Annotated in this window: 20 protein-coding genes and 1 tRNA gene; 12 read left to right on the top strand and 9 right to left on the bottom strand. The window is 68.4% G+C overall.

The window, feature by feature from the left end; all coding sequences use genetic code 11:
* Positions 1 to 194: 194 nt before the first annotated feature.
* On the bottom strand, positions 195 to 1,445 hold the full coding sequence (locus tag UAJ10_RS11015) for a dicarboxylate/amino acid:cation symporter (RefSeq protein WP_322915401.1): 1,251 nt from the start codon (positions 1,443 to 1,445) through the stop codon (positions 195 to 197).
* A gap of 164 nt (positions 1,446 to 1,609) precedes the next feature.
* Positions 1,610 to 2,674: an amino acid ABC transporter substrate-binding protein gene (locus UAJ10_RS11010; protein ID WP_322915400.1), complete on the bottom strand. Its 1,065-nt coding sequence runs from the start codon at positions 2,672 to 2,674 to the stop codon at positions 1,610 to 1,612.
* Between the two features lie 534 nt (positions 2,675 to 3,208).
* Between UAJ10_RS11010 and UAJ10_RS11005 the strand changes: the two genes are divergently transcribed.
* Positions 3,209 to 3,673, top strand: a complete 465-nt coding sequence (locus tag UAJ10_RS11005; protein ID WP_040849287.1) for a (2Fe-2S)-binding protein — start codon at positions 3,209 to 3,211, stop codon at positions 3,671 to 3,673.
* A 2-nt stretch (positions 3,674 to 3,675) separates the two neighbouring features.
* Positions 3,676 to 5,889 (top strand): xanthine dehydrogenase family protein molybdopterin-binding subunit, encoded by a 2,214-nt coding sequence (locus tag UAJ10_RS11000; RefSeq protein ID WP_322915399.1) that lies wholly within the window; start codon positions 3,676 to 3,678, stop codon positions 5,887 to 5,889.
* A 178-nt stretch (positions 5,890 to 6,067) separates the two neighbouring features.
* Here UAJ10_RS11000 and UAJ10_RS10995 read toward each other — a convergent pair whose 3' ends face one another.
* The gene (locus UAJ10_RS10995) at positions 6,068 to 6,544 is read right to left on the bottom strand and encodes a MarR family winged helix-turn-helix transcriptional regulator (protein WP_322915398.1); all 477 of its coding nucleotides are present in this window, start codon (positions 6,542 to 6,544) and stop codon (positions 6,068 to 6,070) included.
* Between the two features lie 300 nt (positions 6,545 to 6,844).
* On the opposite strand from UAJ10_RS10995, the gene UAJ10_RS10990 reads away from it, so the two are divergent.
* Complete coding sequence (locus UAJ10_RS10990; protein ID WP_322915397.1) at positions 6,845 to 7,936, top strand: fumarylacetoacetate hydrolase family protein; 1,092 nt, start codon at positions 6,845 to 6,847, stop codon at positions 7,934 to 7,936.
* A 41-nt stretch (positions 7,937 to 7,977) separates the two neighbouring features.
* The gene (maiA, locus tag UAJ10_RS10985; protein ID WP_322915396.1) at positions 7,978 to 8,643 is read left to right on the top strand and encodes a maleylacetoacetate isomerase; all 666 of its coding nucleotides are present in this window, start codon (positions 7,978 to 7,980) and stop codon (positions 8,641 to 8,643) included.
* A gap of 5 nt (positions 8,644 to 8,648) precedes the next feature.
* On the opposite strand, the gene UAJ10_RS10980 is transcribed toward maiA, so the two are convergent.
* Positions 8,649 to 9,221, bottom strand: a complete 573-nt coding sequence (locus UAJ10_RS10980; RefSeq protein ID WP_322915395.1) for a hypothetical protein — start codon at positions 9,219 to 9,221, stop codon at positions 8,649 to 8,651.
* A 163-nt stretch (positions 9,222 to 9,384) separates the two neighbouring features.
* Between UAJ10_RS10980 and UAJ10_RS10975 the strand changes: the two genes are divergently transcribed.
* Positions 9,385 to 10,131: a DUF599 domain-containing protein gene (locus UAJ10_RS10975; RefSeq protein WP_322915394.1), complete on the top strand. Its 747-nt coding sequence runs from the start codon at positions 9,385 to 9,387 to the stop codon at positions 10,129 to 10,131.
* Between the two features lie 144 nt (positions 10,132 to 10,275).
* Here the strand turns inward: UAJ10_RS10975 and UAJ10_RS10970 are convergent, their stop codons facing one another.
* A complete protein-coding gene (locus UAJ10_RS10970; RefSeq protein WP_322915393.1) occupies positions 10,276 to 11,346 on the bottom strand; it encodes a lysine-2,3-aminomutase-like protein in 1,071 nt (356 codons plus the stop codon).
* Between the two features lie 196 nt (positions 11,347 to 11,542).
* On the opposite strand from UAJ10_RS10970, the gene UAJ10_RS10965 reads away from it, so the two are divergent.
* Positions 11,543 to 13,561 carry a S9 family peptidase gene (locus UAJ10_RS10965; protein WP_322915392.1) on the top strand — a complete coding sequence of 673 codons (2,019 nt, stop codon included), beginning with the start codon at positions 11,543 to 11,545 and terminating at the stop codon, positions 13,559 to 13,561.
* 81 nt (positions 13,562 to 13,642) lie between these two features.
* Here UAJ10_RS10965 and UAJ10_RS10960 read toward each other — a convergent pair.
* Both UAJ10_RS10960 and UAJ10_RS10955 read right to left on the bottom strand, forming a co-directional pair.
* Positions 13,643 to 13,719, bottom strand: a tRNA-Arg gene (locus UAJ10_RS10960).
* Positions 13,720 to 13,795: 76 nt separating this feature from the next.
* Complete coding sequence (locus tag UAJ10_RS10955; protein WP_322915391.1) at positions 13,796 to 14,266, bottom strand: hypothetical protein; 471 nt, start codon at positions 14,264 to 14,266, stop codon at positions 13,796 to 13,798.
* Between the two features lie 351 nt (positions 14,267 to 14,617).
* On the opposite strand from UAJ10_RS10955, the gene UAJ10_RS10950 reads away from it, so the two are divergent.
* Together UAJ10_RS10950 and UAJ10_RS10945 are read left to right on the top strand one after the other, a co-directional pair.
* Positions 14,618 to 15,013, top strand: coding sequence for a hypothetical protein (locus UAJ10_RS10950; RefSeq protein ID WP_004272006.1), 396 nt, complete (start codon positions 14,618 to 14,620; stop codon positions 15,011 to 15,013).
* A complete protein-coding gene (locus tag UAJ10_RS10945) occupies positions 15,013 to 15,219 on the top strand; it encodes a helix-turn-helix transcriptional regulator (protein WP_322915390.1) in 207 nt (68 codons plus the stop codon). The genes UAJ10_RS10950 and UAJ10_RS10945 overlap by 1 nt, the downstream gene beginning before the upstream one ends.
* A gap of 59 nt (positions 15,220 to 15,278) precedes the next feature.
* Here UAJ10_RS10945 and UAJ10_RS10940 read toward each other — a convergent pair whose 3' ends face one another.
* On the bottom strand, positions 15,279 to 16,130 hold the full coding sequence (locus UAJ10_RS10940) for a pirin family protein (protein ID WP_322915389.1): 852 nt from the start codon (positions 16,128 to 16,130) through the stop codon (positions 15,279 to 15,281).
* 251 nt (positions 16,131 to 16,381) lie between these two features.
* Here UAJ10_RS10940 and UAJ10_RS10935 point away from each other — a divergent pair, with 251 nt between their 5' ends.
* Both UAJ10_RS10935 and UAJ10_RS10930 read left to right on the top strand, forming a co-directional pair.
* Positions 16,382 to 18,847 (top strand): glycoside hydrolase family 31 protein, encoded by a 2,466-nt coding sequence (locus tag UAJ10_RS10935; RefSeq protein WP_322915388.1) that lies wholly within the window; start codon positions 16,382 to 16,384, stop codon positions 18,845 to 18,847.
* 274 nt (positions 18,848 to 19,121) lie between these two features.
* Complete coding sequence (locus tag UAJ10_RS10930; RefSeq protein ID WP_322915387.1) at positions 19,122 to 19,829, top strand: glutathione S-transferase N-terminal domain-containing protein; 708 nt, start codon at positions 19,122 to 19,124, stop codon at positions 19,827 to 19,829.
* Between the two features lie 76 nt (positions 19,830 to 19,905).
* Here UAJ10_RS10930 and UAJ10_RS10925 read toward each other — a convergent pair whose 3' ends face one another.
* Positions 19,906 to 20,244: a GIY-YIG nuclease family protein gene (locus UAJ10_RS10925; RefSeq protein ID WP_322915386.1), complete on the bottom strand. Its 339-nt coding sequence runs from the start codon at positions 20,242 to 20,244 to the stop codon at positions 19,906 to 19,908.
* Positions 20,245 to 20,503: 259 nt separating this feature from the next.
* On the opposite strand from UAJ10_RS10925, the gene UAJ10_RS10920 reads away from it, so the two are divergent.
* Both UAJ10_RS10920 and UAJ10_RS10915 read left to right on the top strand, forming a co-directional pair.
* A complete protein-coding gene (locus UAJ10_RS10920) occupies positions 20,504 to 21,202 on the top strand; it encodes an SDR family NAD(P)-dependent oxidoreductase (protein WP_322915385.1) in 699 nt (232 codons plus the stop codon).
* 47 nt (positions 21,203 to 21,249) lie between these two features.
* A complete protein-coding gene (locus UAJ10_RS10915) occupies positions 21,250 to 22,119 on the top strand; it encodes an NAD(P)-dependent oxidoreductase (RefSeq protein ID WP_322915384.1) in 870 nt (289 codons plus the stop codon).
* Positions 22,120 to 22,122 lie beyond the last annotated feature (3 nt).

Genomic DNA, 22,122 nt, shown 5'->3' with positions numbered 1-22,122 from the left:
ATCGTCGCCCGCCGAGTGGGGTAGGGCGCCCTGCCGCAGGCGCCGGGGAAAGGGTAGGCGCGCCAAGCGCTTAGACCCAAGCGCGCCGTGGTACCTCAAACGCGAACGGCGGACCCGGGGGCCCGCCGTTGGTGGGGGTGCGGCCTTCCGCCACCCGGACGACAGCCGGGGCCGGGGGCTCGACGACAGCCGGGTCAGATGTCCTCTTCCCCGTCGGCCAGGTGACCGGGGCCCAGCAGGCCCTCCCACTTGGCGATGACGGCGGCGGCGACCGACACGCCCACCACGTTGGTTGCGCTGCGGCCCATGTCCAGCAGATGGTCGACGGCCAGCACCAGCACCATGCCCTCCGACGGGATGTGGAAGAAGGGCAGGGCGGCGGCGATGACCACCAGCGAGGCGCGCGGCACGCCGGCGATGCCCTTGCTGGTCAGCAGCAGCAGGCCCAGCATCTCCACCTGCTGGCCGATGCTGATGTGGATGCCGTAGGCCTGGGCGATGAACATGGTGGCGAAGGTGCAGTAGATCATCGAGCCGTCGAGGTTGAACGAATACCCCAGCGGCAGGACGAAGCTGACGATCTTGCGGGCGGCGCCGAAGGCCTGCATGCGCTCCAGCGTACGCGGGTAGGCGGCTTCGGAACTGGCGGTGGAAAAGGCCAGCAGCACGGGCTGGCGGATGGCGCTGACCAGTTCGCGCACCCGGCCGCCGATGAAGGGCACGGCCGCCGCCAGCAGCACCACCCACAGCAGCGCCATGGCCAGGTAGAAGCCGCCCACGAACTTCACGTAGCTGCCCAGCACCTGCAGCCCCTGCGTCGTCACCGTGGCCGCCAGCGCCGCGAAGATGGCGATGGGCGCGAACATCATGACGTAGCTGGTCACCTTCAGCATGACGGTGGCGATCTGTTCCACCAGATGCACCACCACCGGCACCTTCTCCTTCACCGAGGCGATGGCGATGCCCGCGAAGATGGAGAAGACGACGATCTGCAGGATCTCGTTGTTGGCCATGGCCTCGATCACCGAGCGCGGCACCGTGTGCTCGATGAAGTTCTTCAGGGTGAAGACGGCGGCGTCCGGCGCCTTGCCCCCGGACGTGGGGTCCGGCAGGGCCATGCCCACGCCCGGCTCCAGGATCTGCACCATGACCAGGCCCAGGATCAGCGAGACGATGCCGGCCAGCAGGAACCAGCCCAGCGTCTTCACGCCCACGCGGCCGATGGCGGCTACGTCCTCCATATGCGCGATGCCCACCACCAGGGTGGAGAAGACCAGGGGCGCGATGATCATCTTGATCAGGCGCAGGAAGATGTCCGTCAGGATCGACAGGGTGCCGGCCAGGGAGGCCCCGTCGGCCGCGGGCAGGTTGTGCCCCACGGCGCCCACCGCGATGCCGGCGACCATCGCGCCCAGGACGAACAGCGTGAAGCGCTTTTGCTGCATTGAAACCTATCCCCCGATGGCCGGCGCCGGCGTCCCGGCGTTCCCGGGGCGATTTTGGCGCGGTCAAATTTTCTGTTGCTGTCTACTTGCCTTGAAACCGGTGCCGATACAACGGCGGCCTTCGCCCGAAAGGCCCCTCCCCACCGGAATCGCTACGTTTTCCGTCACCGTATGGGCATGGCGTACATCAGGCCGCCCTGGTTCCACAGGGCGTTCAGCCCCCGGTCCAGGCGCAGCACGGAATTGCGGCCGACGTTGCGCTCGAACACCTCGCCATAGTTGCCCACCTGGGAAACGATGCGCACGGCCCATTCATCGTCCAGGCCCAGCGACTTGCCCAGCCCGGCCCCCGTCCGCACGCCCAGCAGGCGCTGCACGCCCGGGGCGGCGGACACCAGGTTGTCGCGCACGTTGGCCTTGGTGACGCCCCGCTCCTCCGCCTCGATCAGGGCGAAGACGGTCCATTTCACGATGTCGAACCATTGCGCGTCATCCTTGCGCACCGCCGGCGCCAGCGGTTCCTTCGAGATCAGCTCGGGCAGGATCAGATAGTCGTCGGCGCTGACCGTCTGCGCCGCGCGGGTGGCGGCCAGGGCCGAGGCGTCGGTGGTGTAGGCGTCGCAGCGGCCGTTGAAGAAGGCAGCCACCAGCTCGCCCAGGTCCTCGATGGCCAGCGGCGTGTAGCTCATGCCCGTGGACTGGAAATAATCCGCCAGGTTCAGTTCGGTGGTGGTGCCCTGCTGCACGCAGATGGTGGCGCCGTTCAGCTCGCGCACGCTGCGCGCCCGGAAGGACCGCCGCACCATGAAGGCCTGGCCGTCGTAATAGACGGGCGGGGCGAAGTCCATGCCCTGCACGTCGCGGCTCAGGGTCCAGGTGGTGTTGCGCGACAGCAGGTCGATATCCCCCGACAGCAGGCTGCTGAAGCGCTGGCGGCCGCTGAGCGGAATGAACTGGACCTTGCGGGCGTCGCCCAGCACGGCGGCGGCCACGGCGCGGCAGATGTCCACGTCCAGGCCCGTCCATTCCCCCTGGCTGTCCGGCGCCCCGAAGCCCGGCAGGCCGGTGTTGACGCCGCAGCGCAGGGTGCCGCGCTGGCGCACCTGCTCCAGCGTGCCGCCGGTTTTGGCGGAACCGGGGGCAGCCGCCCCGGCGGGGGCCCAGGCGGGTGCCATAAGGGCGCCGGCCGCCAAGGCCAAGCCCAGCGTCCATATTTTCGCCTGGCGCATCCAGCCGCGCCGCATCCTGTGCCCCATGACCCGCCCCGTGTCGTCCCGAAGTCCCGCGCCCGTGCGACCGGCCTTGGACGCTAACCGTTTGGTGGCCAAGGGTTCGTCACGGGCCATCGCAAGATACAAAAGGCCCGGGCGGGCGCCTAGTGTCCCTGGGGCAGATTCCACTAGCCACAACAATGGGGTCGACCATTCGCTGTGCCGGAATAGACGCTATATTTGAATGGAAATAACGGAAGCGAGCAAATAAAGGGCCCGGCCCAGCTTCGATCAAGCCGCTATATGGGAAGAAACCGACGGTTTCGCAAGTCCACCATTTGGCCAAGTTGGCCATTTCTACACGATCGTGGTACACCCATGACTTCCCGGCGGGCATGGGGTTGCCCGCCGTTCCGCATTCGTATTCCGCAAGGCCTGTCCTGCCGCCCATCCGCCCGCATCGGAGGGAGCGGGACCGTGCCCGGTGCCGCCTGGCGCGGCGATCCGGAATGGGGATGCCCCCGCACGACGAACCCCCGGGATTGAGATTCCATGCCGCCCATCAAACTCACCCTCAACGGAAAGCCCTGGTCGGTTGACGCCGATCCCGACATGCCGCTCCTCTGGGCGGTGCGCGAGATCGCGGGCAAGACGGGGTCCAAGTTCGGCTGCGGCGCCGCCCAGTGCGGCGCCTGCACCATGCATGTCGACGGTCAGCCCGTGCGCGCCTGCTCCACCCCCATCGGTTCCATCGCCGGGTCCAAGGTGACCACGATCGAAGGCATCGAGGGCAAGGTGGCCAAGGCCGTGCAGGACGCCTGGGTCAAGCTGGACGTGGTCCAATGCGGCTACTGCCAGTCGGGCCAGATCATGTCGGCCGTGGCCCTGCTGACCGATAACGCCAAACCCACCGACCAGGACATCGACAGCGCCATGAGCGGCAACCTCTGCCGCTGCTCCACCTATGTCCGCATCCGCGCCGCCATCCACGAGGCGGCCAAGGCGCTGGAGATCTGATCATGCCCGATGGACACATGACCCAAGGCCCCCAGACCCAAAGCCCCGAGGGCACCTCGCGCCGCCGTTTCCTGCAGGTCACCGGCGGCGCCGGCGTGGGCCTGATGGTGGGCTTCACCTGGGCCGGCACCAGCCGCCGGGCCGAGGCGGCCGCGGCCGCCGCCAAGACCTTCGAGCCCAACGCCTTCGTCAAGGTGGCGCCGGACGGCACCGTCACCGTGCTGATCAAGCATCTGGAGATGGGCCAGGGTGTCTTCACCGGCCTGACCGCCATCGTGGCGGAGGAGATGGACGCCGACTGGGCGCAGATGCGGGCGGAACACGCCCCCGCCAACGCCAAGCTGTACAACAACACCGCCTTCGGCCCCATCCAGGGCACGGGCGGGTCCACCTCCGTCTACAATTCCTGGACCCAGCTGCGCCAGGCCGGCGCCACGGCGCGCGCCCTGCTGGTGGCGGCCGCCGCCCAGACCTGGGGCGTGCCGGCGTCGGACATCACCGTGTCCAAGGGTGTGGTTTCCGCCGGCACGCACAAGGCCGGTTTCGGTGAGCTGGCGGCCAAGGCGGCCACCCTGCCCGTGCCCGCCGACGTGCCGCTGAAGGATCCGAAGAATTTCACCCTGGTGGGCACCAAGCTGCCGCGTAAGGACAGTGCGGAGAAGACCACGGGCAAGGCCATCTTCGCCATCGACGTCGTCCAGCCCAATATGCTGGTGGCGGTGGTGCAGCGCCCGACCCGTTTCGGCGCCAAGGCCCAGGCCATCGACGCCAAGGCGGCGAAGGCGGTGAAGGGCGTGGTCGAGGTGGTGGAGATCCCGCGCGGCGTGGCCGTGCTGGCCACCTCCTACTGGGCGGCGCACCAGGGGCGTGAGGCGCTGAAGGTCACCTGGGACGAGACCAACGCCGAGAAGCGCGGCACCGACGCCATCATCGCCGACTATAAGGCCCTGCTGCCCAAGCCCGGCCAGCTGGTGACCAAGGAGGGCGATGTCGACGCGGTGAAGGGCGCCAAGACCGTGAAGGCGGAATTCACCTTCCCCTACCTGGCCCACGCGCCCATGGAGCCGCTGACCTGCGTGGTCAAGCTGGGCAAGGACGGCTGCGACATCTGGGCGGGCGACCAGTTCCAGACCATCGACCAGATGAACGCCGCCAAGACGGCCGGCCTGAAGCCGGAGCAGGTGACCATCCACACCGTCTACGCCGGCGGCAGCTTCGGCCGCCGCGCCAACGTCGAATCCGACTACATCGTCGAGGGTGTGGCCATCGCCAAGGCGCTGTCGGACGCCAAGGTGCAGGGCGGCAAGCTGGCCGGGCGACCGGTGAAGCTGATCTGGTCGCGGGAGGATGACATCCGGGGCGGCCGCTACCGCCCGCTGTATGTCCACGGCATGGAGGCCAAGCTGGGCGCCGACGGCAGCGTGCTGGCCTGGCAGCACCGCATCGTCGGGCAGAGCATCATGGCCGGCGGCCCGTTCGACCAGCCGGGCAAGCCCGACGCGACGTCGGTCGAAGGGGCGGCGGAAATCCCCTACACTATCCCCAACCGCCTGGTGGATCTGCACACCACCACCTCGCCCGTGCCGGTGTTGTGGTGGCGGTCGGTGGGGTCCACCCACACCGCCTTCGCCGTGGAAACCTTCCTGGACGAGCTGGCGGCGGAGGCCAAGCAGGATCCCGTGGCCTTCCGGCGCAAGCTGATGGAAAAGCACCCGCGGCACCTGGCGGTGCTGAACCTGGCGGTGGAAAAGGCCGACTGGGGCAAGCCCCTGCCCAAGGGCTGGGCGCGGGGCGTGGCGGTGGCGGAAAGCTTCCGGTCCGTCGTCGCCCACGTGGCCGAGGTCTCGCAGGATGACAAGGGCCGCATCAAGGTCGAACGCGTGGTCTGCGCCGTCGATTGCGGCATCGCCGTCACGCCGGACGTGGTCAAGGCCCAGATGGAGGGCGGCATCGGCTATGGCCTGGGCGCCATCATGTTCGGCGCCATCACCATGAAGGACGGCGTGGTCGACCAGTCCAACTTCGACACCTACCGCTGCTTGCGCATCGATGAGATGCCCAAGGTGGAGGTGCACATCGTCCCCAGCGCCAACCCGCCCACCGGCGTGGGCGAACCGGGCGTGCCGCCCTTGGGGCCGGCGGTGGCCAACGCCATCGCCGCCTTGACCGGCAAGCGCGTTCGCGACCTTCCCTTCGCCGGGTCGGTCAGCGTTTGAATGAAGCGCGACGGTGGCCCACCGTCGCTTTAACGCGCCAAGCAGTGACGTGGGAGCAGTCCCACGTCACTGTAGGATGCGACTGCATCCGCCGGAAGTTTCCGGGGAACGCAGTGGACTGGAAACTGAGGACAGCCAAACGCCCGGATGGGCCTGCCGGCGCCTGAGGACTAATAAACTAATCCAGACTATCCGACAGGGGCACCGACTCCGGGATTTCCTCCGCCACGCGCTGTTCCAGCTTTTCCATCAGCGCCCACAGCTGCGCGCGCTCGGTGTCGGTCAGCACGGACAGCAGCTGCGCCTCCCAGGCCAAGGCTTCCGGTGCCACCTGGGCGTAAAGGTCGCGGCCGCGCGTGCTGAAGGACAGGCGCAGCAGGCGCTGGTCCCGGGGATGGGGCTGGCGGTCCAGCAGACCGGCGGCCACCAGGCGGTTGACCGCCCGGCTGACCTTGGCCTTGTCCATGGCCGTGCGCTCCACGATGTCGTTGGACGAAAGCGGCTGCTCCTGGCCCAGGGTGGCGAACACCCGCCATTCCGGAATGCTGAGGCCGAAGCGTTCCTGGTACCGCGTGGCCAGCGCCAGGCTGACCTTCTTCGACAGGATGTTCAGCCGGTAGGGCAGGAAGCGGTTCAGTTGCAGATCGGGGGACATGGGGTGCTGGCCCTGTGACAGGTTGGTGGCGGTGGCTGGGCGGCTTGACAGGGAAACCCGCGCGGCCTACTGTACTTATAACGTTTCATTTGAAACGATAAAACCGACCGCTGTCCATCCCATCATTGGGGTTGTCCTTAACGGGCGCCGCCCCGGGGGGTGGAAGACGGGTTGGGAGGAAACAGCCCCGTTTTTCGTGGTCTCAAGGCGCCGCCGTCCCCGGGGATGGCCGGCCGCCTTGAGGGCGCCCTTTTTCCTGCCGACCCCGTAAGGGCGAATGGATCGATAGGAAAGGCCCCCATGAAGCTGGCTACCCTGAAATCGCTGGACCGGACGCTGGACGGCGCCTTGCAGGCCAAGGTGGGCCGCGACGGCATCCTGGTGGTGGTGTCGGCCGACCTGGCGCGCTGCCGCGCCGTGCCGGGCATCGCCGTCACGCTGCAGCGGGCCCTGGACGATTGGGCCCAGGTGGCGCCGCGCCTGGCCGAGGTCGCGGCCGAACTGGATGAGGGCATCGCCCCGTTCGAGGCGTTCGACGAGGCCGCCTGCATGGCCCCGCTGCCCCGCGCCTACCAGTGGGCGGACGGCTCGGCCTACGTCAACCATGTGGAATTGGTGCGCAAGGCGCGCGGCGCCGACATGCCGCCCAGCTTCTGGACCGACCCGCTGATGTACCAGGGCGGGTCCGACAGCTTCCTCGGCCCCCGCGACCCCATCCTCATGGCCAACGAGGCCTGGGGCATCGACCTGGAGGGGGAGGTGGCGGTGGTTACCGGCGACGTGCCCATGGGCGTGTCGGCGGAGGACGCGCGCGGCCTGATCCGCCTGGTCATGCTGGTCAACGACGTGTCCTTGCGCGGCCTGATCCCCGCGGAACTGGGCAAGGGCTTCGGCTTCTTCCAGTCCAAGCCGTCCAGCGCCTTTTCCCCCGTGGCGGCGACGCCGGACGCCCTGGGCGGCGCCTGGCGCGACGGCAAGTTGCACCTGGACCTTCTGTCCTTCATCAACGGCCAGCCCTTCGGCCGGCCCAACGCCGGCGTCGACATGACCTTCGACTTCGGCCAGCTGATCGCGCACGCCGCCCGTACCCGGCCGCTGGTCGCCGGCACCATCATCGGCTCCGGCACCGTGTCCAACCGGGGGCCGGATGGCGGTCCGGGCAAGCCCATCGCCGAGGGCGGTGTCGGCTATTCCTGCCTGGCGGAGGTGCGCACGGTGGAAACCCTGCTGCAGGGCCAGCCCAAGACGCCCTTCCTGCGCTTCGGCGACAGCGTGCGCATCGAAATGCGGGACGCCGACGGCGCCAGCCTCTTCGGCGCCATCGAGCAGACGGTGGCGGAATACAGGCCCCGGCCGGTGGCGCCCGAGCCGGTTCCGGCGCCCGTCCCCTGACATTTCCCGTTGCCGTCCCTCCCCAAGGACCCGCCTGCCCCATGGCCTCGCTCGCCCTCTATACCTATTTCCGTTCCTCGGCCGCCTACCGCGTGCGCATCGCCCTGAACCTGAAGGGCCTGGCGGCCGAGCAGGTGCCGGTGCACCTGCTGCGCGACGGCGGGGAACAGTTGAAGCCGGACTACCTGGCCCTGAACCCGCAGGGCCAGTTGCCCACCCTGGCGGTGGAGGATGCGGACGGCCACCACCTGCTGACCCAGTCGCTGGCCATCGTGGAATACCTTGACGAGGTTTACCCCACCCCCGCCCTGCTGCCGGCCGACCCCATCGCGCGGGCCCAGGTCCGCGCCCTGGCTCTGGCCATCGCCTGCGACATCCACCCCATCAACAACCTGCGGGTCCAGAAATACCTGAAGGGTGAGATGGGCGTGGATGAGGAACGCGCCGGCCGCTGGGTGCGCCACTGGATGGAAACCGGGCTGGCGGCGGTGGAGGCGATGGTGAAGCCCCATGCCGGCCGCTTCTGCTTCGGCGACACGCCCGGCCTGGCCGACCTGACCCTGGTGCCGCAGATGTTCAACGCCCGCCGCTTCAACGCCGACCTGTCCGCCTGCCCCACCCTGGTGGCCATCGACGCCGCGGCCGCCAGCTTGCCGGCCTTCGCCGATGCCGCGCCTGAGCGCCAGGCCGACGCGCCGCCGGCGTGAGCAACTTACAGCTTGCAGTCCTCACGCTTTGGGTAGGGAACGTTGCTCACAGTCGCCACGGTCATGGGCTGTGAGATGTGGGGGAATTCGGCCAGCTTGGCCGCAGCCGCTTGGGGGTGTGGTTTGGCCGACGTGACGGCGGCCCCGCCAAAAGTCGAGGCGAAGTTGCCGATATAGGTGACCTTGCCGGGCGGCAGGAAGAACTTGATGGTGCCCTTGCACATCCGGACGATCACCTCTTGGGACCAGCGGACATCCACCGAATTGACGACGTAATAGCCCGGATCCACTTCGGCTACGAAGTATTCCGTCGGCTGTCGTTCCACCAGCCCCTTGCCATTGGCTAAACTGAAGTAGCGATCGTCGAAGGGACCCAACATGCTGGTGCCGCGGAACTGCATCCGCAGCGACGTACCGCCATATTGGTCCAGCCCTTCCCATCCCAAGACGACGATCGCCTTCTTGCTGTCCGCGCCGAACACAATGTCCTTGCTGGCCTCACCAGTGGCGCACCCCAACAGGGTGGCGGCGGCGGCGAGGGCAATCAGCAAAGGCTTATCGATTTTCAACGGCATCATGGCCCTTGGCATTAAAGTTGTATTTCGCGAAATGTAGTATCCTTAGAAGGCGCCGCGTGTCGATGGCGCGGGGATGCTGGGCCTCAAGCTTCCTCTCGCCTGGCGGGCGGGCTCAGGGCATGATGGCGTCGCTTTCCGCCCTCCTGCGACCGCAGCCCCGCCCATGCCCTTCGACCTGGCGCCGCTGGACCTTCTGGCCCTCATCACCTTCTTCGTGTTGTGGGGCGGCTATAACGTCATCTTCCGCCTGCCGGGCGCGCCGGCCAGCCTCAACCTGCACATGCGCACGGTGCGCGAGGTGTGGATGCGCAACATGCAGGCGCGCGACACCCGCCTGCTGGATGGCCAGCTGCTGGGCCATCTGATCCAGAGCGTGTCCTTCTTCGCCTCCACCACCGTGCTGCTGATCGCCGGCGACCTCAGCGCCCTGGTGAACGCCGACCGGCTGGCGGCCCTGGTGGACAAGATGCATGTCGCCAGCACAGCGTCGGGCGCCCTGATCGAGGCCAAGCTGTTCCTGCTGCTGGGCGTGCTGGTCTACGCCTTCTTCCAGTTCACCTGGGCGGTGCGGCAGTACAACTATACCTGCGCCCTGATCGGCGCCATGCCCGACGCCACCAACCATCCGCCCAGCGTGGACGTGGAAGAGGCGGCCGACGCGGCGGCGGCCCTGCTGTCCCTGGCGGTGCAGAGCTTCAACGCCGGGGTGCGCGCCTATTACTTCGGCTTCGCGGCGCTGGGCTGGTTCGTCCATCCCCTGGCCTTCATGGCCTCCACCACGCTGGTGATCGTGGTGCTGGTGCGCCGCCACTTCCACTCCCGCGCCTTCCATGCCGTGCGCCGCTTCGGCACGGCGGTGCGGATGGTGCTGCCGGAACGCGCGCGGCCCCTGCCACCGGAAGGGGGCTGATCCCACCGCCGGCATGATCTGGATCATCCCGGCGTAGGCCGTGACTGCGGCCGTCGGACCTTTTCTGGGAGCATCAGCGGACTGAAAAGGTAGGACAAGCCTAGCGGCCGGATGGCCGCGCCCCGCGCTGAGGGAGTTTTAAAACTACTCTTCGCTATAGGCGTGCCGGCCGCCGCGCGGGTCGGTGACGGTCCAGCCGCCTTCGCCGTCGGGGGCCAGGTAGTCGGCGGTCAGGGGCACCTTGCCGTGGCCGCCGGGGATGTCCAGCACGTAGGTGGGCTGGCACAGGCCGGAGACATCGCCGCGCAATTCGCGCATCAGGGCGCGGCCGCGCTGGATCGTCGTGCGGAAATGGCCGGTCCCCTTGGCCAAATCCCCTTGGTGCAGGTAATGCGGCTTCACCCGTGCCTGGACCAGGGCGCGGAAGGTGCGGGTCAAGGTCTCGGCGTCGTCGTTGACGCCCTTCAGCAGCACGGTCTGTGACAGCAGGGGGATGCCGGCGTCGACCAGGCGGGCGATGGCGCCGCGCGCCGCGTCGTTCAGTTCACGCCAATGGTTGGCGTGCAGCATCAGCCAACTGGCGATGCGCTTGCCCTTCAAGGCCGCCACCAGTTCCGGCGTCACGCGCTCGGGGTCCACCACCGGCACGCGGGTGTGGAAACGGACGATGCCGACATGGGGGATGGCGTCCAGGCGGGTGACGATCTCGGCCAGGCGGCGGGGCGAGAGAATCAGCGGGTCGCCCCCGGTCAGGATGACCTCCCACACCTCTTCATGGCCGGCGATGTAGGCGAGGGCGGCGTCCAGCTCCGCCCCGTCCAGGGTTTCGCTGCCCGGGCCCACCATTTCGCGCCGGAAGCAGAAGCGGCAATAGACTGGGCAGACGTTGACGGCCTTCAGCAGCACGCGGTCGCGGTAGCGGTGGACGATGCCCTTCACCGGGCTGTGCGGCCCGTCGCCGATGGGGTCGGCCAGTTCGCCGGGCGTGGTCTCCAGCTCCTCCCCCGCCGGGATGAACTGGCGGGCCACGGGGTCGTTCGGGTCGGTGGGGTCGATCAGCCCGGCCATTTGGTCGGTGACGGAGACGGCGAAGCTGGCCGCCACCCGCTCCAGCACCGGCAGGGCGGCGGGCTCGGCCAGGCCGGCCTCGACCAAACCATCCGGGGTGCGGATGGGGGCCTTGCGCGGGGCGAGCTGGCGAACGGCGATGCCCATGGGCCTCTCCCTGGCGATGCGATGGATGGCGATTGATGGAAACAGGGGCTTAGATCGACCCTGGGCGGCCCTTCGTCAAGCGGCCCGCCCGCATGGGGCCCCCGCATCGGCGTTGGCGCGGGGCCTGGGCTTGGGGCACACTGGCGCCCTGATGCGGGGGCATCCCTTTGATAACCAGGCAAATGGGGAACAGGGCATGGGGCTGAAACGGGCCGCTGTGGCGGCGCTGCTGATGGGATTGGTGACTGGCATGACGGACGCGACCGCCGCCGAGACAAAGACCGCCGCTTATGGCACCTGGGCCTCGCCCATCACCGCCGCCCGCCTGGCGGGCAGTGAAATCCGCCTGGGCGACCTGATGGTGGACGGCGGCGTGCCCTATTGGCTGGAAAGCCGCCCGGCGGAGAAGGGGCGCTTCGCCGTCGTCACCCCCGACGGGAAGGGCGGCATCCGTGAGCTGACGGGGACGGCGGTCAACGCCCGCACCCGCGTCCATGAATACGGCGGCGGCGCCCTGCTGGCCGCCGGCGGCCGTCTGTACTTCAGCAACTTCGCCGACCAGCGCCTGTACACGGTGCCCGAGGCCGGCGGCGCGCCGCAGCCGCTGACGCCGGAGGGATACCGCTACGCCGACTGCGTGGCGGGCGCCCCCGGCCACCTCTATTGCGTGCGCGAGGACCATAGCGCCCCGGGGGAGGCCAAAAACGCCATCGTCAGCCTGGCGGTGGACCAGCCCGGCGACGCCGGCACCGTGCTGTTCGGCGCCAGCGACTTCGTGGCCTACCCCCGTCCCAGCCCGGATGGCAAGCGCTTGGCCTGGGTCGCCTGGTCCCACCCCAACATGCCCTGGGACACCACCACGCTCTATGTGGCCGACATCACGCCCCAGGGGCTGGGCAGCCCGACGGTGGTCGCCGGCGGGCATGACGAGTCGGTGCTGGAGCCGCAGTGGGATGCCGACGGCACGCTGTACTTCATCTCCGACCGCAGCGACTGGTGGAACCTCTACGCCTGGCGGGCCGGGGGAACGGCCCGCGCCGTCGCGCCCAAGGCGGCGGAATTCGGCGGCCCCCTGTGGAACCTGGGCCTCACCACCTATGCCCTGACCGGAAAGGGCCAGGCGGTGGCGCGCTACGCCGCCAAGGGTCTGGACCACCTGGCGGTGATCGACCTCAAGACCGGGGCGGCGCGCGAGCTGGACCTGCCCTTCGTCGGCATCACTGGCGTGCGCTTGGCGGGCCCCGACCAGGCGGTCATGATCGCCAGCTTCGCCGACGCCACCCCGGCGGTGGTGACCGTCGACCTGGCCACCGGCGCCCACGCGGTGCTGCGCCGCCCGGCGCCGGAAAGCCTGGAACCCGCCCTGGTGTCGCGCGCCCAGCCCATCGAATTCCCCACCGCCCCCGGCCCGGATGGCCAGGCGCGGACGGCCCACGCCTTCTACTATGCCCCCACCAACCCGGCCTTCCGGGCCCCGGCGGGGGAAAAGCCGCCCCTGCTGGTCAAGGTGCACGGTGGCCCCACCAGTGCCGCCAAGCCCTCGATGGACATGAGCGTCCAGTACTGGACCAGCCGCGGCTTCGCCGTGGTGGACGTGAACTATGGCGGCAGCACCGGCTACGGCCGCGCCTATCGCAACCGCCTGCGCGGCACCTGGGGCATCACCGACGTGCAGGACGCCACCGCCCTGGTGGCCTACCTGGACAAGGCCGGCCTGGCCGACGCCAACCGCGCCGCCATCCGGGGTGGCAGCGCCGGCGGTTACACCACCCTGGCGGCCCTGGCCTTCACCAAGGTGTTCAAGGCCGGCGCCAACTATTACGGCGTGTCGGACATGGAATCCCTGGCCAAGGACACCCACAAGTTCGAGAGCCGCTACCTGGACAGCCTGGTCGCGCCCTATCCGGCGGGCAAGGCCGTCTACGACGCCCGCAGCCCCCTGCACCACCTGGACGGCTTCTCCGCCCCGCTGATCACCTTCCAGGGGGCGGAGGATGCCGTGGTGCCGCCGGCGCAGTCCCGCAGCATCGTCAACGCGCTCAAGGCCAAGGGCGTGCCCGTCGCCTACATCGAGTTCGAGGGCGAACAGCACGGCTTCCGCAAGGCCGACAGCATCATCCGCGCGCAGGAGGCGGAGCTGTACTTCTACGGCCGCATCTTCGGCTTCACGCCAGCGGATGCGCTGCCGGGGGTGACGATCGATAATCTGAAGTGAGGTCCGGCGTCTGAAGGGCCGAAGGGGCGGGAAAAGTCTCCGCCCCTTTTTTTATCCACGGGATAGAGAGGGCGGGGGAATTGGTGTCCCCGGCGGGATTCGAACCCACGGCCCCAGGATTAGGAATCCTGTGCTCTATCCTGCTGAGCTACGGAGACGCCGGGGCGGGTTATAGCAGGTTTGGGCGGGTTGCACAGCCCCGGGGCGCGCAAGGCTCGGGCGTCCCGAATTCAATCAGCCGACCAGCAGGCTGACGATCAGGACCTCGTCCACCAGGGGCTTGCCCACGGCCTCGTTGGCCACTTCCATGATGCGACCCTTCAGGGCCTGGACGTCGGCGGTGTTCAGCCGGTTATGGGTCAAATGGTCGACGGTCAGGGCCTCGGTCAGCTCGCCATTGATGCGGGGCTTGAGATTGGTGACCAGGTCCACATCCTCATTCAAATGCTTGCTCATGCGCACGACCAACATTACCTGCAGCCGGACGTAGGAGAAGCGGTCCTTCCCCGGCAGCAGCATGGGGTTCATCTTGATCTTGCGCAGCACCTCCGGATCTTCCGACTTCTGGCCGCCGCCTTCACCCGCCCGGGCCGCCTGCGGCAGGACCGTGGCGGCCGCCAGCGCCAGGAGGGCGCCGGCCAGCACCCCGCGCAGCAGGGCGCCGCGGCGGCGGTCACGGGGCAGGCGTTCGTCGTCGCGGGTCATTCCGGGGCGAGTTCCTGTGGCCAGCGATCACGCTGGGGTGGGGTGAATACTGGGTACGGCAACGGTTCACGGTTCAAAACCGGGCGGGTTATTTAGTCTAGCACGGGCGTCCCAAGAGGAAGCCCGAGTCTTGTCCCGCCTGGTATGCGGGATACTAGGACGCCTTCCTTAAGGCTTCCTTAGCACGCCGACCTATCCGAAAGGCGTGGATTTGCGCTTGCGTGCCGCATGTACCGGGGCGCGACTCGAAAAAATGACGCTCGGGGGGACCCGAATGTCAAAAAGTCAGGTTGACCTGACATAAAAGCGGAGTCATGTTTACCTGACAAAACGTCAGGAGATCATGACATCATGTCTGTCGCCGTTCTCTTCCCGCCGGCCTCGCGGCGCTACATCCTCACCTCGGTCGTCACCGCGGTCCTCTACGTCCTGTCCATCAAGGCCATCAGCTGGGGCCAATCGCAGCTGGACGGGCCGTTGCTGTGGGCGGCGATCCTGGTGCCGGTGGGCTGTATCGCCGTACAGCTATGGGCGACGCTAAGGCTCATGGCCCAGGTGGATGAGTTCATGCGGGCGCTGCTGGCCCGGCGCTTCATCATCGCCGCCTGCCTGGCCTTCATCGTCGCCAGCGCCTGGGGCTTCCTGGAAACCTTCGCGCGGGTGGACCACCTGCCGGGCTACATGGTCTACGCCATCTTCTGGGTGGCCTTCTGCATCGTCTCGCCCTTCATCCGGAGCACGCGCTGATGCGGAACACGCTGAAGGTGCTGCGGGCCGAACGCGGCTGGACGCAGAACGACCTGAGCGAGAGGCTGGGCGTCTCCCGCCAGGCGGTCAACGCGCTGGAGACGGAGAAGCACGACCCGTCGCTGGACCTCGCCTATCGCATCGCCGCGCTGTTCGGGTTGTCGGTGGAGGCTATTTTCCACAACCCCCACCGACCGGCGGCATGAGACCCACGCCGCCGCCGGCCCCGACCGGGGCCGCCGGATGGCGGCGCCCGGCGCTTGAATTACTCGAACAAACCCGCCTGGTAATCGCGGATGGCGGCGATGATCTCTTCCCGGGTGTTCATGACGAAGGGGCCATGGGCCACCATCGGTTCGGCGATGGGCTCGCCATGGCCGAACAGCAGCACCGCGTCCTCCCGCGCCGTGATCTCCACCGCGTCGCCCTCCAGGCTCAGCTCCACCAGCTGATGGGCGGGGGCCGTGCCGCCGCCAACGGAAATGGCGCCACGCACGACATAGAGGAAGACGGTACGGCCGGCGGCGCCATCGAAGCGCACACTGCCGCCAGCCCCCAGGGTCACCGTGCTCATGAACACACCGGTCAGCGAGGGGACGGGGCCGGTGGCGCCGCCCCAGCTTCCGGCGATCAGGTTGACGGTGCCGCGCCCGTCCGGCGTGGGTAGGGCGGGGATGGCGTCACGCTGCAGGCCGGTATAGCCCGGATCCGCGAACTTCAGCCGTGCCGGCAGGTTCACCCACAGCTGCAGGATTTCCAGCGGCCCGCCCTGGCGGCGGAACTCCGCCGGCGACAGCTCGGAATGCACGACACCGCGCCCCGCCGTCATCCATTGCACGCCGCCGGCCCTGATAACGCTTTCATGGCCGGCGCTGTCGGCGTGGGTCAGCTCCCCCTCCAGGATGAAGGTCACCGTTTCGAACCCCCGGTGGGGGTGGGGGCCGAAGGGCAGGCCGCCGTTGTTGGGCGGATAGACCTGCGGCCCATGGTGGTTCAGGAACAGGAAGGGGCTCAGCTGCGGCAGGGCGGGGCCGGGCAGGGGGCGGCGCGTCGTCAGGTCCGCGATGTCGTCGCGATAGGCCGCGTGCAGGCGTTTCAGGGTCTTCAGCGGGCTCATCGGCCGGTCCTTCCGGGGCAAAATCTCACCCGGGCGCGGCATCGGCGCGCCCGTCATACCCTTACATCTAAGCGGTGGCGGGCCCGCGCGATAGACCCCTGGACGGCACGGACTGTTGCCGTTTCGGAACGATGGGCCACAGCGGGACAAGGGTGGTGGCCCGGGAGTTTTCGGGTTGACCCCGGCCCGGTCCTGACGGATGGTACCGCTATCATATGATTTATAAGAATTCTCCAGGGGGAATACGGACCATGAAGAGTCAGGGGCAGCCCGTGCGGGGCGCCACACCGAAATCCATGCGGAAATATGGGGCCTTGGCGCTGGCCATGGGTCTCAGCGTCGCGGCGCCCGCCCTGGCGGCCGTCGGAGCGGACGATGGTGGCGTGACCGCGCCCGTGGTGGTGGACCAGTCGAACAAGACCCAGGAACAGACCCTGGTGCTGGAGCCCTACGGCCCCAACATCATCCGCGTCACCCTCAGCCTGAAGAAGGATGCCGCCCTGGCCGGCCCCGGCTACGGCATCATCCCCGGCGCCAACACCGCCGGCTGGACGCAGGGCCAGGATGAGCGCGGTGACACCGTGCTGAAGTCCGGCCAGATGTCGGCCACCGTCGTCGGCTGGCACCCGCCGCCGCACGCCGTGCCGCCGCAGCAGACGGCCGTGGACATCAGCCGCTATTTCGGCGGCACCACCAACGGCGCCCACATCCTGTTCAAGGACGCGGCGGGCAAGACCATCCTGGACTTCACCGGCTGGTCCATGGGCGTGCCCAACTTCAAGGACGGCAACAGCCAGCTGCTGCACGACCGGCGTCCCTCGGATGACCCGTTCTACACCGTGAACGGCGTCTTCGCCTCGCCGGCGGATGAGCATTACTACGGCCTGGGCCAGAACCAGGAAGGCTTCCTGGACCACCGCGGCCAGGTCGTGCGCTGCTGGAACGACTACAACGCCTCGGGCGGGCAGAGCACCTGCGTGCCCTTCATGATCACCAACTACGGCTATGGCCTGCTGTGGGACAACCCGTCGAAGACGACGATCGAGCCCGGCTTCAACGAGGTCACCCGCTGGACGTCGGAGGTCGGCGACCGCGTCTCCTTCTTCGTTATCTCCGGCAAGACGCCGGATGAGATCTACGCCGGCTACCGCCAGCTGACCGGCGCCACCCCCATGCTGCCCAAATCGGCCTACGGCTACATCCAGTCCAAGCAGCGCTACCGCTCGCAGCAAGAGGTGCTGGACGTGGCCAAGGGCTATCGCGAGCGCCATATCCCGGCCGACGTGCTGGTGGTGGACTGGTTCTACTACACCATCATGGGCCAGTTCGATTTCGTGCCGGAGCTGTGGCCCAACCCCAAGGCCATGAACAAGCAGCTGCACGACATGGGCTTCGAGACCATGATCAGCGTGTGGCCGCGCTTCACCTCCGACGGCCGCTACTATGACCTGCTGAAGAAGAACGGCTGGTTCCTGAGCCAGGCGGACGGCACGCCCACCAACGGCCTGCCCTATGACAAGGCGGGGTCGGACATCGACACCACCAACCCCGATGCCGCCAAATGGTACTGGAACACCATCCGCGACAACATCCTGTCCCAGGGCTTCGACAGCCTGTGGTCGGATGAGACGGAGCCGGACCTGCCGCCCAACGGCAGCTACTACCACATCGGACCGGGCACGAAGTACTTCAACGTCTACCCGCTGTTCCACACCAGCGCGCTGTATGACGGCTTCCGTCGCGACTTCAAGGACAAGCGCACCGTCATCCTGTCGCGCGACGCCTATCTGGGCGTGCAGCGCAACGGCGCCATCGTCTGGTCGTCCGACATCACCCCCACCTGGGACGCGTTCAAGCGCCAGGTGCCCACGGGCCTGGACTTCGCCGCCAGCGGCATCACCTACTGGAGCAACGACACCGGCGGCTGGCAGTACCTGCCGGAGGAGCACAAGCCCGCCAAGGCGCCGCTGCTGGACCCGACGCCGGCGCGCGGCGTGGTCGGCGGCTATGACGATTATCCCGAGCTGTACACCCGCTGGTTCCAGTACGCGACCTTCCTGCCGGTGCTGCGCACCCACGGCAGCCGCCCGGCCAACGAGATCTGGTCCTATGGGCCCGACGCCCAGGCCATCTTGGAAAAGTACGTGAAGCTGCGCTATCAGCTGATCCCGTACATCTACTCCCTGGGTTACAAGACCTATAAGACCGGCGCGCCCTTCCTGCGGGCCCTGCCGTTGGACTTCCCCAACGATCCGGCCGTGACCGACATGCGCGACGAGTACATGTTCGGCCCCGCCTTGCTGGTGGCCCCGGTGACGGAGCAGGGGGCGACGACCAAGCAGGTCTACCTGCCGGCTGGCAGCGACTGGTACGACTTCTGGACGGACAAGCGCTACACCGGCGGCCAGACGGTGACGGTGGCGGCCCCCATCGACCGCATCCCGGTGTTCGTCAAGGCGGGGTCCATCCTGCCCTTGGGCTCCCCCATCGAGAACACGCACCAGAAGCAGACCATCGCCAAGGTGAAGGTCTATCCGGGCGCCGACGGCCGCTTCACCCTGTTCCAGGACGACGGCTTCACCTACGCCTATGAGCAGGGTGGCGGCAGTGTCACCGAGCTGAGCTGGAGCGAGGCCGGCCACAGCCTGAGCCACGCCGGCGCCAAGGGCTGGAGCGAGCCCGACGCCAAGGTGGTGGAGGTGGTGCAGGCCAGGTAAAGCTCGCATCGCGTGATGCGCAGCGGCATGAGGCTCGACTCATGCCGCTGTCGGCCCCGACTGGGGCCGCCGGAGATTTCTGGGGAGCCGAAGGCGGACCGGAAATTGAGGAAGCCGAGCCAGCGGATGCTGGCGCCCGGCGACTGAGGGAATTTTAGAACGGGGCGGTCAGGCAGGGCTGCCCTTTTCTTTTGCGTTGTGACCCGCATCGTTGAAGCGGGGGCGGATTGGCGGTTCAATGCCGGTCTCCCGTGCCGAACGATGAGCCGCCCCGATGACCGACCTGTCCGCCTTCCCCATCACCCGCCGCTGGCCGGCCCAGCACCCTGACCGCATCCAGCTCTATGGGCTGCCCACACCCAATGGGGTGAAGGTCTCCATCATGCTGGAGGAGACCGGGCTGCCCTATGAGCCGCATCTCGTCAACATCATGCAGAACGAGAGCTGGACGCCGGAATTCCTGTCGCTGAACCCCAATGGCAAGATCCCGGCCATCATCGACCCCAACGGGCCGGAGGGCACGCCCATCGCCCTGTTCGAGTCCGGCGCCATCCTGGTCTATCTGGCGGAAAAGACGGGCAAGTTCCTGCCCGCCGGTGCTACCGCCCGCTATGAGACCCTGCAATGGGTGTTCTTCCAGATGGCCGCCATCGGTCCCATGTTCGGCCAGGTGGGCTTCTTCCACAAATTCGCCGGCAAGGATTATGAGGATAAGCGCCCCCTGAAGCGTTACGCCGATGAATCCAAGCGCCTGCTGGGTGTGCTGGAGGGCCGCCTGGCCGACCGCCCCTGGATCATGGGTGAGGACTACACCATCGCCGACATCGCCTGTCTGGGCTGGGTGCGCAACCTGGTGGGCTTCTACGGTGCCGGCGAGCTGGTGGACTACGCCAGCCTCAAGAACGTTCCCGCCTGGCTGGAACGCGGCCTGGCGCGGCCGGCGGTGCAGCGCGGGCTGGACATCCCGAAGCGGCCGGGGTGAGGAAGCCAGGCGGCCGGATGGCCGCGCCCGGCGACTGAGGGGGGCGTATGATCGGCCACGATCAGACGCCATACGATCAGATACTCTCCGCCTTCAGCGCCGCCCGCCAGTGGGCGGCGCGATCCTTCAGTTGGGCGCGGGCCAGGTAGGGGCTCTCCTCCGGCTCCAGCCGTTCCAGCACCTCGAAGGTGAAGGCGTCGGCGCCGTGGGCGGTCCAGGCCGCCTGCAGGCCCCGGTGCGTGTGGCCGCCGTGGCGCAGGCTGAACCACAGCCGGTTCCGGATGGTGTCCAGGGTCGGCGTGGGCCCCACCCACACGGTGTCCGGCAGGGCGGCACAGCGCAGCGCGTAGATGCCGGGCTCATCCTCCCGCTTCTTGTAGTCGGCGATGGCGGCCTTCCGGTCCTGGCCCTGCATGATGCGATCCTATTTCACCCGGGTGATATCTGGGCGATGATATAATACCCGGGTAAAATAAGGTCAAGCGACAATGCCGCCCGGTCAGCCGGCTGATGACGGATCGGCAATCGCCCGCGTGACCCAGGTTGCGGCATCTTGGACGGCGGCCCCCTGACTTTTATGGGGGCCGCCCCATATCAGGCGTCTCCTTTCCCTTCATGGCTCGATCCCGGCGCGCCGGGGCGGCCGGCGCCCCCAGCAGAAAGGGTTCCCCGAAATGTCCACTTCCCCCACGGCGTTCATCGTCGGCGCCTCCCGCGGGCTGGGCCTGGCCTTGGCCCAGGAGTATCTGAGCCGTGGCTGGCAGGTCATCGCCACCGTCCGCCCTGGCGCCGAGCCCGGACCCCTGCATGAGCTGGCCGGTGAGGCCCAGGGCCGCCTTACGGTGGAGACGGTCGACATCGTCCATGCCGACCAGATCGCGGCCCTGCGCCGGCGCCTGGAGGGCAGCCGCGTCGACGTGCTGTTCGTTAACGCCGGCGTCACCAACAACCCGCAGGAAACCATCGGCGAGGTGTCGACCGAGGAGTTCGTCCGCGTCCAGGTGACCAACGCCCTGGCCCCCATGCGCTGTGTCGAGGTGCTGGGCCAACTGGTGACGCCCAAGGGCACCATCGCCGTCATGTCGTCCGGCCTGGGCAGCGTGGCCAACAACGTCAGCGGCGGGTGGGAGGTCTACCGCGCCAGCAAGGCGGCGCTGAACACCCTCATGCGGTCCTACGCCGCTCGGCAGCCGGCGCACGGCCGCACCCTGCTGGTCATCGCCCCCGGCTGGGTGCGCACCGACATGGGCGGGCCGGCCGCCAGCCTGGATGTGTCGGAAAGCATTCCCCGCGTTGTCGACGTGGTGACGGCCCAGGCCGGCAAGCCCGGCCTGCGGTACCTGGATTACCAGGGCGCCACCGTTCCCTGGTGACCCGGCATCACGGTTGGAAAAGCGTTCTCCTGAAGGAGCATGACAGCATGAGCAAGGTCGCATTCCTGGGCCTGGGCGCCATGGGCACCCGCATGGCCGCCAACCTGGTCAGGGCGGGACACACCGTCACGGTGTGGAACCGCTCCCCCGCCGCCACGGCGGACCTGGCCGCCCTGGGCGCCGCCGTCGCCCCCAGCCCGCGCGCGGCTGCGGCCGGGGCGGACCTTGTCGTCACCATGGTGGCCGACGACACGGCGTCCCGGGCCGTGTGGCTGGATGAGGGGACGGGCGCCCTGGCGGGTCTGGACACGGGGGCCATCGCCATCGAGTGCGGCACCGTCTCCCCCGCCTGGGCCACCCAGCTGGCGGCGGCGGTGACCGCCACCGGGGCGGGCTTCTTGGAGGCGCCGGTGGTGGGCAGCCTGCCCCAGGCGCAGGAGGGAAAGCTGATCATCCTGGCCGGGGGCGACCGTGACGCCTTCGACCGGGCGCAGCCGGCGCTGGCGCCCCTGGCGGCAGTCGTCCGCCACGTCGGCCCGGTGGGCCGGGGGGCGGCGATGAAGCTGGCGGTGAACGGCCTGCTGGGCATCCAGCTGGCCGCCTGGGCGGAGATGATGGGCTTCCTGGCCAGGGCCGGCTTCGACGGGGCCGCCGCCCTGGATATCCTGACCACCCTGCCGGTGGCCAGCCCGGCCGCCGCCGGCTACGCCCGCATGATGCAGGCGGGCGACTTCGCCGTGCGCTTCCCGGTGGACCTGATGGCCAAGGACTTCCGCTACGGCACGCAGGCGGCGGATGCGCTGAAGGCCGACACGCCGGTGGCGGACGCGACCCTGGCGGTTTTGGAGCGGGCGCGAGAGGCCGGCCATGGCGCCGAGAACGTCTCCGCCCTCATCCGCCTCTACACCGGCGGCTGAAAC

Source organism: Nitrospirillum guaranorum (assembly GCF_034653275.1).
Classification (GTDB): domain Bacteria; phylum Pseudomonadota; class Alphaproteobacteria; order Azospirillales; family Azospirillaceae; genus Nitrospirillum.
The sequence above is the reverse complement of the archived record's forward strand: the minus strand, read 5'-3'. Positions and strand labels throughout refer to the sequence as shown.

What these genes read in the sequence shown, in the direction of transcription:
- UAJ10_RS10975 (WP_322915394.1), top strand. Translation starts at nt 9,385, where the DNA reads ATGCCCTTCGACCTGGCGCCGCTGGACCTTCTGGCCCTCATCACCTTC.
- UAJ10_RS11005 (WP_040849287.1), top strand. Translation starts at nt 3,209, where the DNA reads ATGCCGCCCATCAAACTCACCCTCAACGGAAAGCCCTGGTCGGTTGAC.
- UAJ10_RS10940 (WP_322915389.1), bottom strand. Translation starts at nt 16,130, where the DNA reads ATGAGCCCGCTGAAGACCCTGAAACGCCTGCACGCGGCCTATCGCGAC.
- UAJ10_RS10915 (WP_322915384.1), top strand. Translation starts at nt 21,250, where the DNA reads ATGAGCAAGGTCGCATTCCTGGGCCTGGGCGCCATGGGCACCCGCATG.
- UAJ10_RS11015 (WP_322915401.1), bottom strand. Translation starts at nt 1,445, where the DNA reads ATGCAGCAAAAGCGCTTCACGCTGTTCGTCCTGGGCGCGATGGTCGCC.
- UAJ10_RS10955 (WP_322915391.1), bottom strand. Translation starts at nt 14,266, where the DNA reads ATGACCCGCGACGACGAACGCCTGCCCCGTGACCGCCGCCGCGGCGCC.
- UAJ10_RS10965 (WP_322915392.1), top strand. Translation starts at nt 11,543, where the DNA reads ATGGGGCTGAAACGGGCCGCTGTGGCGGCGCTGCTGATGGGATTGGTG.
- UAJ10_RS10925 (WP_322915386.1), bottom strand. Translation starts at nt 20,244, where the DNA reads ATGCAGGGCCAGGACCGGAAGGCCGCCATCGCCGACTACAAGAAGCGG.
- UAJ10_RS10980 (WP_322915395.1), bottom strand. Translation starts at nt 9,221, where the DNA reads ATGATGCCGTTGAAAATCGATAAGCCTTTGCTGATTGCCCTCGCCGCC.
- UAJ10_RS10995 (WP_322915398.1), bottom strand. Translation starts at nt 6,544, where the DNA reads ATGTCCCCCGATCTGCAACTGAACCGCTTCCTGCCCTACCGGCTGAAC.
- UAJ10_RS10930 (WP_322915387.1), top strand. Translation starts at nt 19,122, where the DNA reads ATGACCGACCTGTCCGCCTTCCCCATCACCCGCCGCTGGCCGGCCCAG.
- UAJ10_RS10990 (WP_322915397.1), top strand. Translation starts at nt 6,845, where the DNA reads ATGAAGCTGGCTACCCTGAAATCGCTGGACCGGACGCTGGACGGCGCC.
- UAJ10_RS10935 (WP_322915388.1), top strand. Translation starts at nt 16,382, where the DNA reads ATGAAGAGTCAGGGGCAGCCCGTGCGGGGCGCCACACCGAAATCCATG.
- UAJ10_RS10920 (WP_322915385.1), top strand. Translation starts at nt 20,504, where the DNA reads ATGTCCACTTCCCCCACGGCGTTCATCGTCGGCGCCTCCCGCGGGCTG.
- maiA (WP_322915396.1), top strand. Translation starts at nt 7,978, where the DNA reads ATGGCCTCGCTCGCCCTCTATACCTATTTCCGTTCCTCGGCCGCCTAC.
- UAJ10_RS10970 (WP_322915393.1), bottom strand. Translation starts at nt 11,346, where the DNA reads ATGGGCATCGCCGTTCGCCAGCTCGCCCCGCGCAAGGCCCCCATCCGC.
- UAJ10_RS11000 (WP_322915399.1), top strand. Translation starts at nt 3,676, where the DNA reads ATGCCCGATGGACACATGACCCAAGGCCCCCAGACCCAAAGCCCCGAG.
- UAJ10_RS10945 (WP_322915390.1), top strand. Translation starts at nt 15,013, where the DNA reads ATGCGGAACACGCTGAAGGTGCTGCGGGCCGAACGCGGCTGGACGCAG.
- UAJ10_RS10950 (WP_004272006.1), top strand. Translation starts at nt 14,618, where the DNA reads ATGTCTGTCGCCGTTCTCTTCCCGCCGGCCTCGCGGCGCTACATCCTC.
- UAJ10_RS11010 (WP_322915400.1), bottom strand. Translation starts at nt 2,674, where the DNA reads ATGCGCCAGGCGAAAATATGGACGCTGGGCTTGGCCTTGGCGGCCGGC.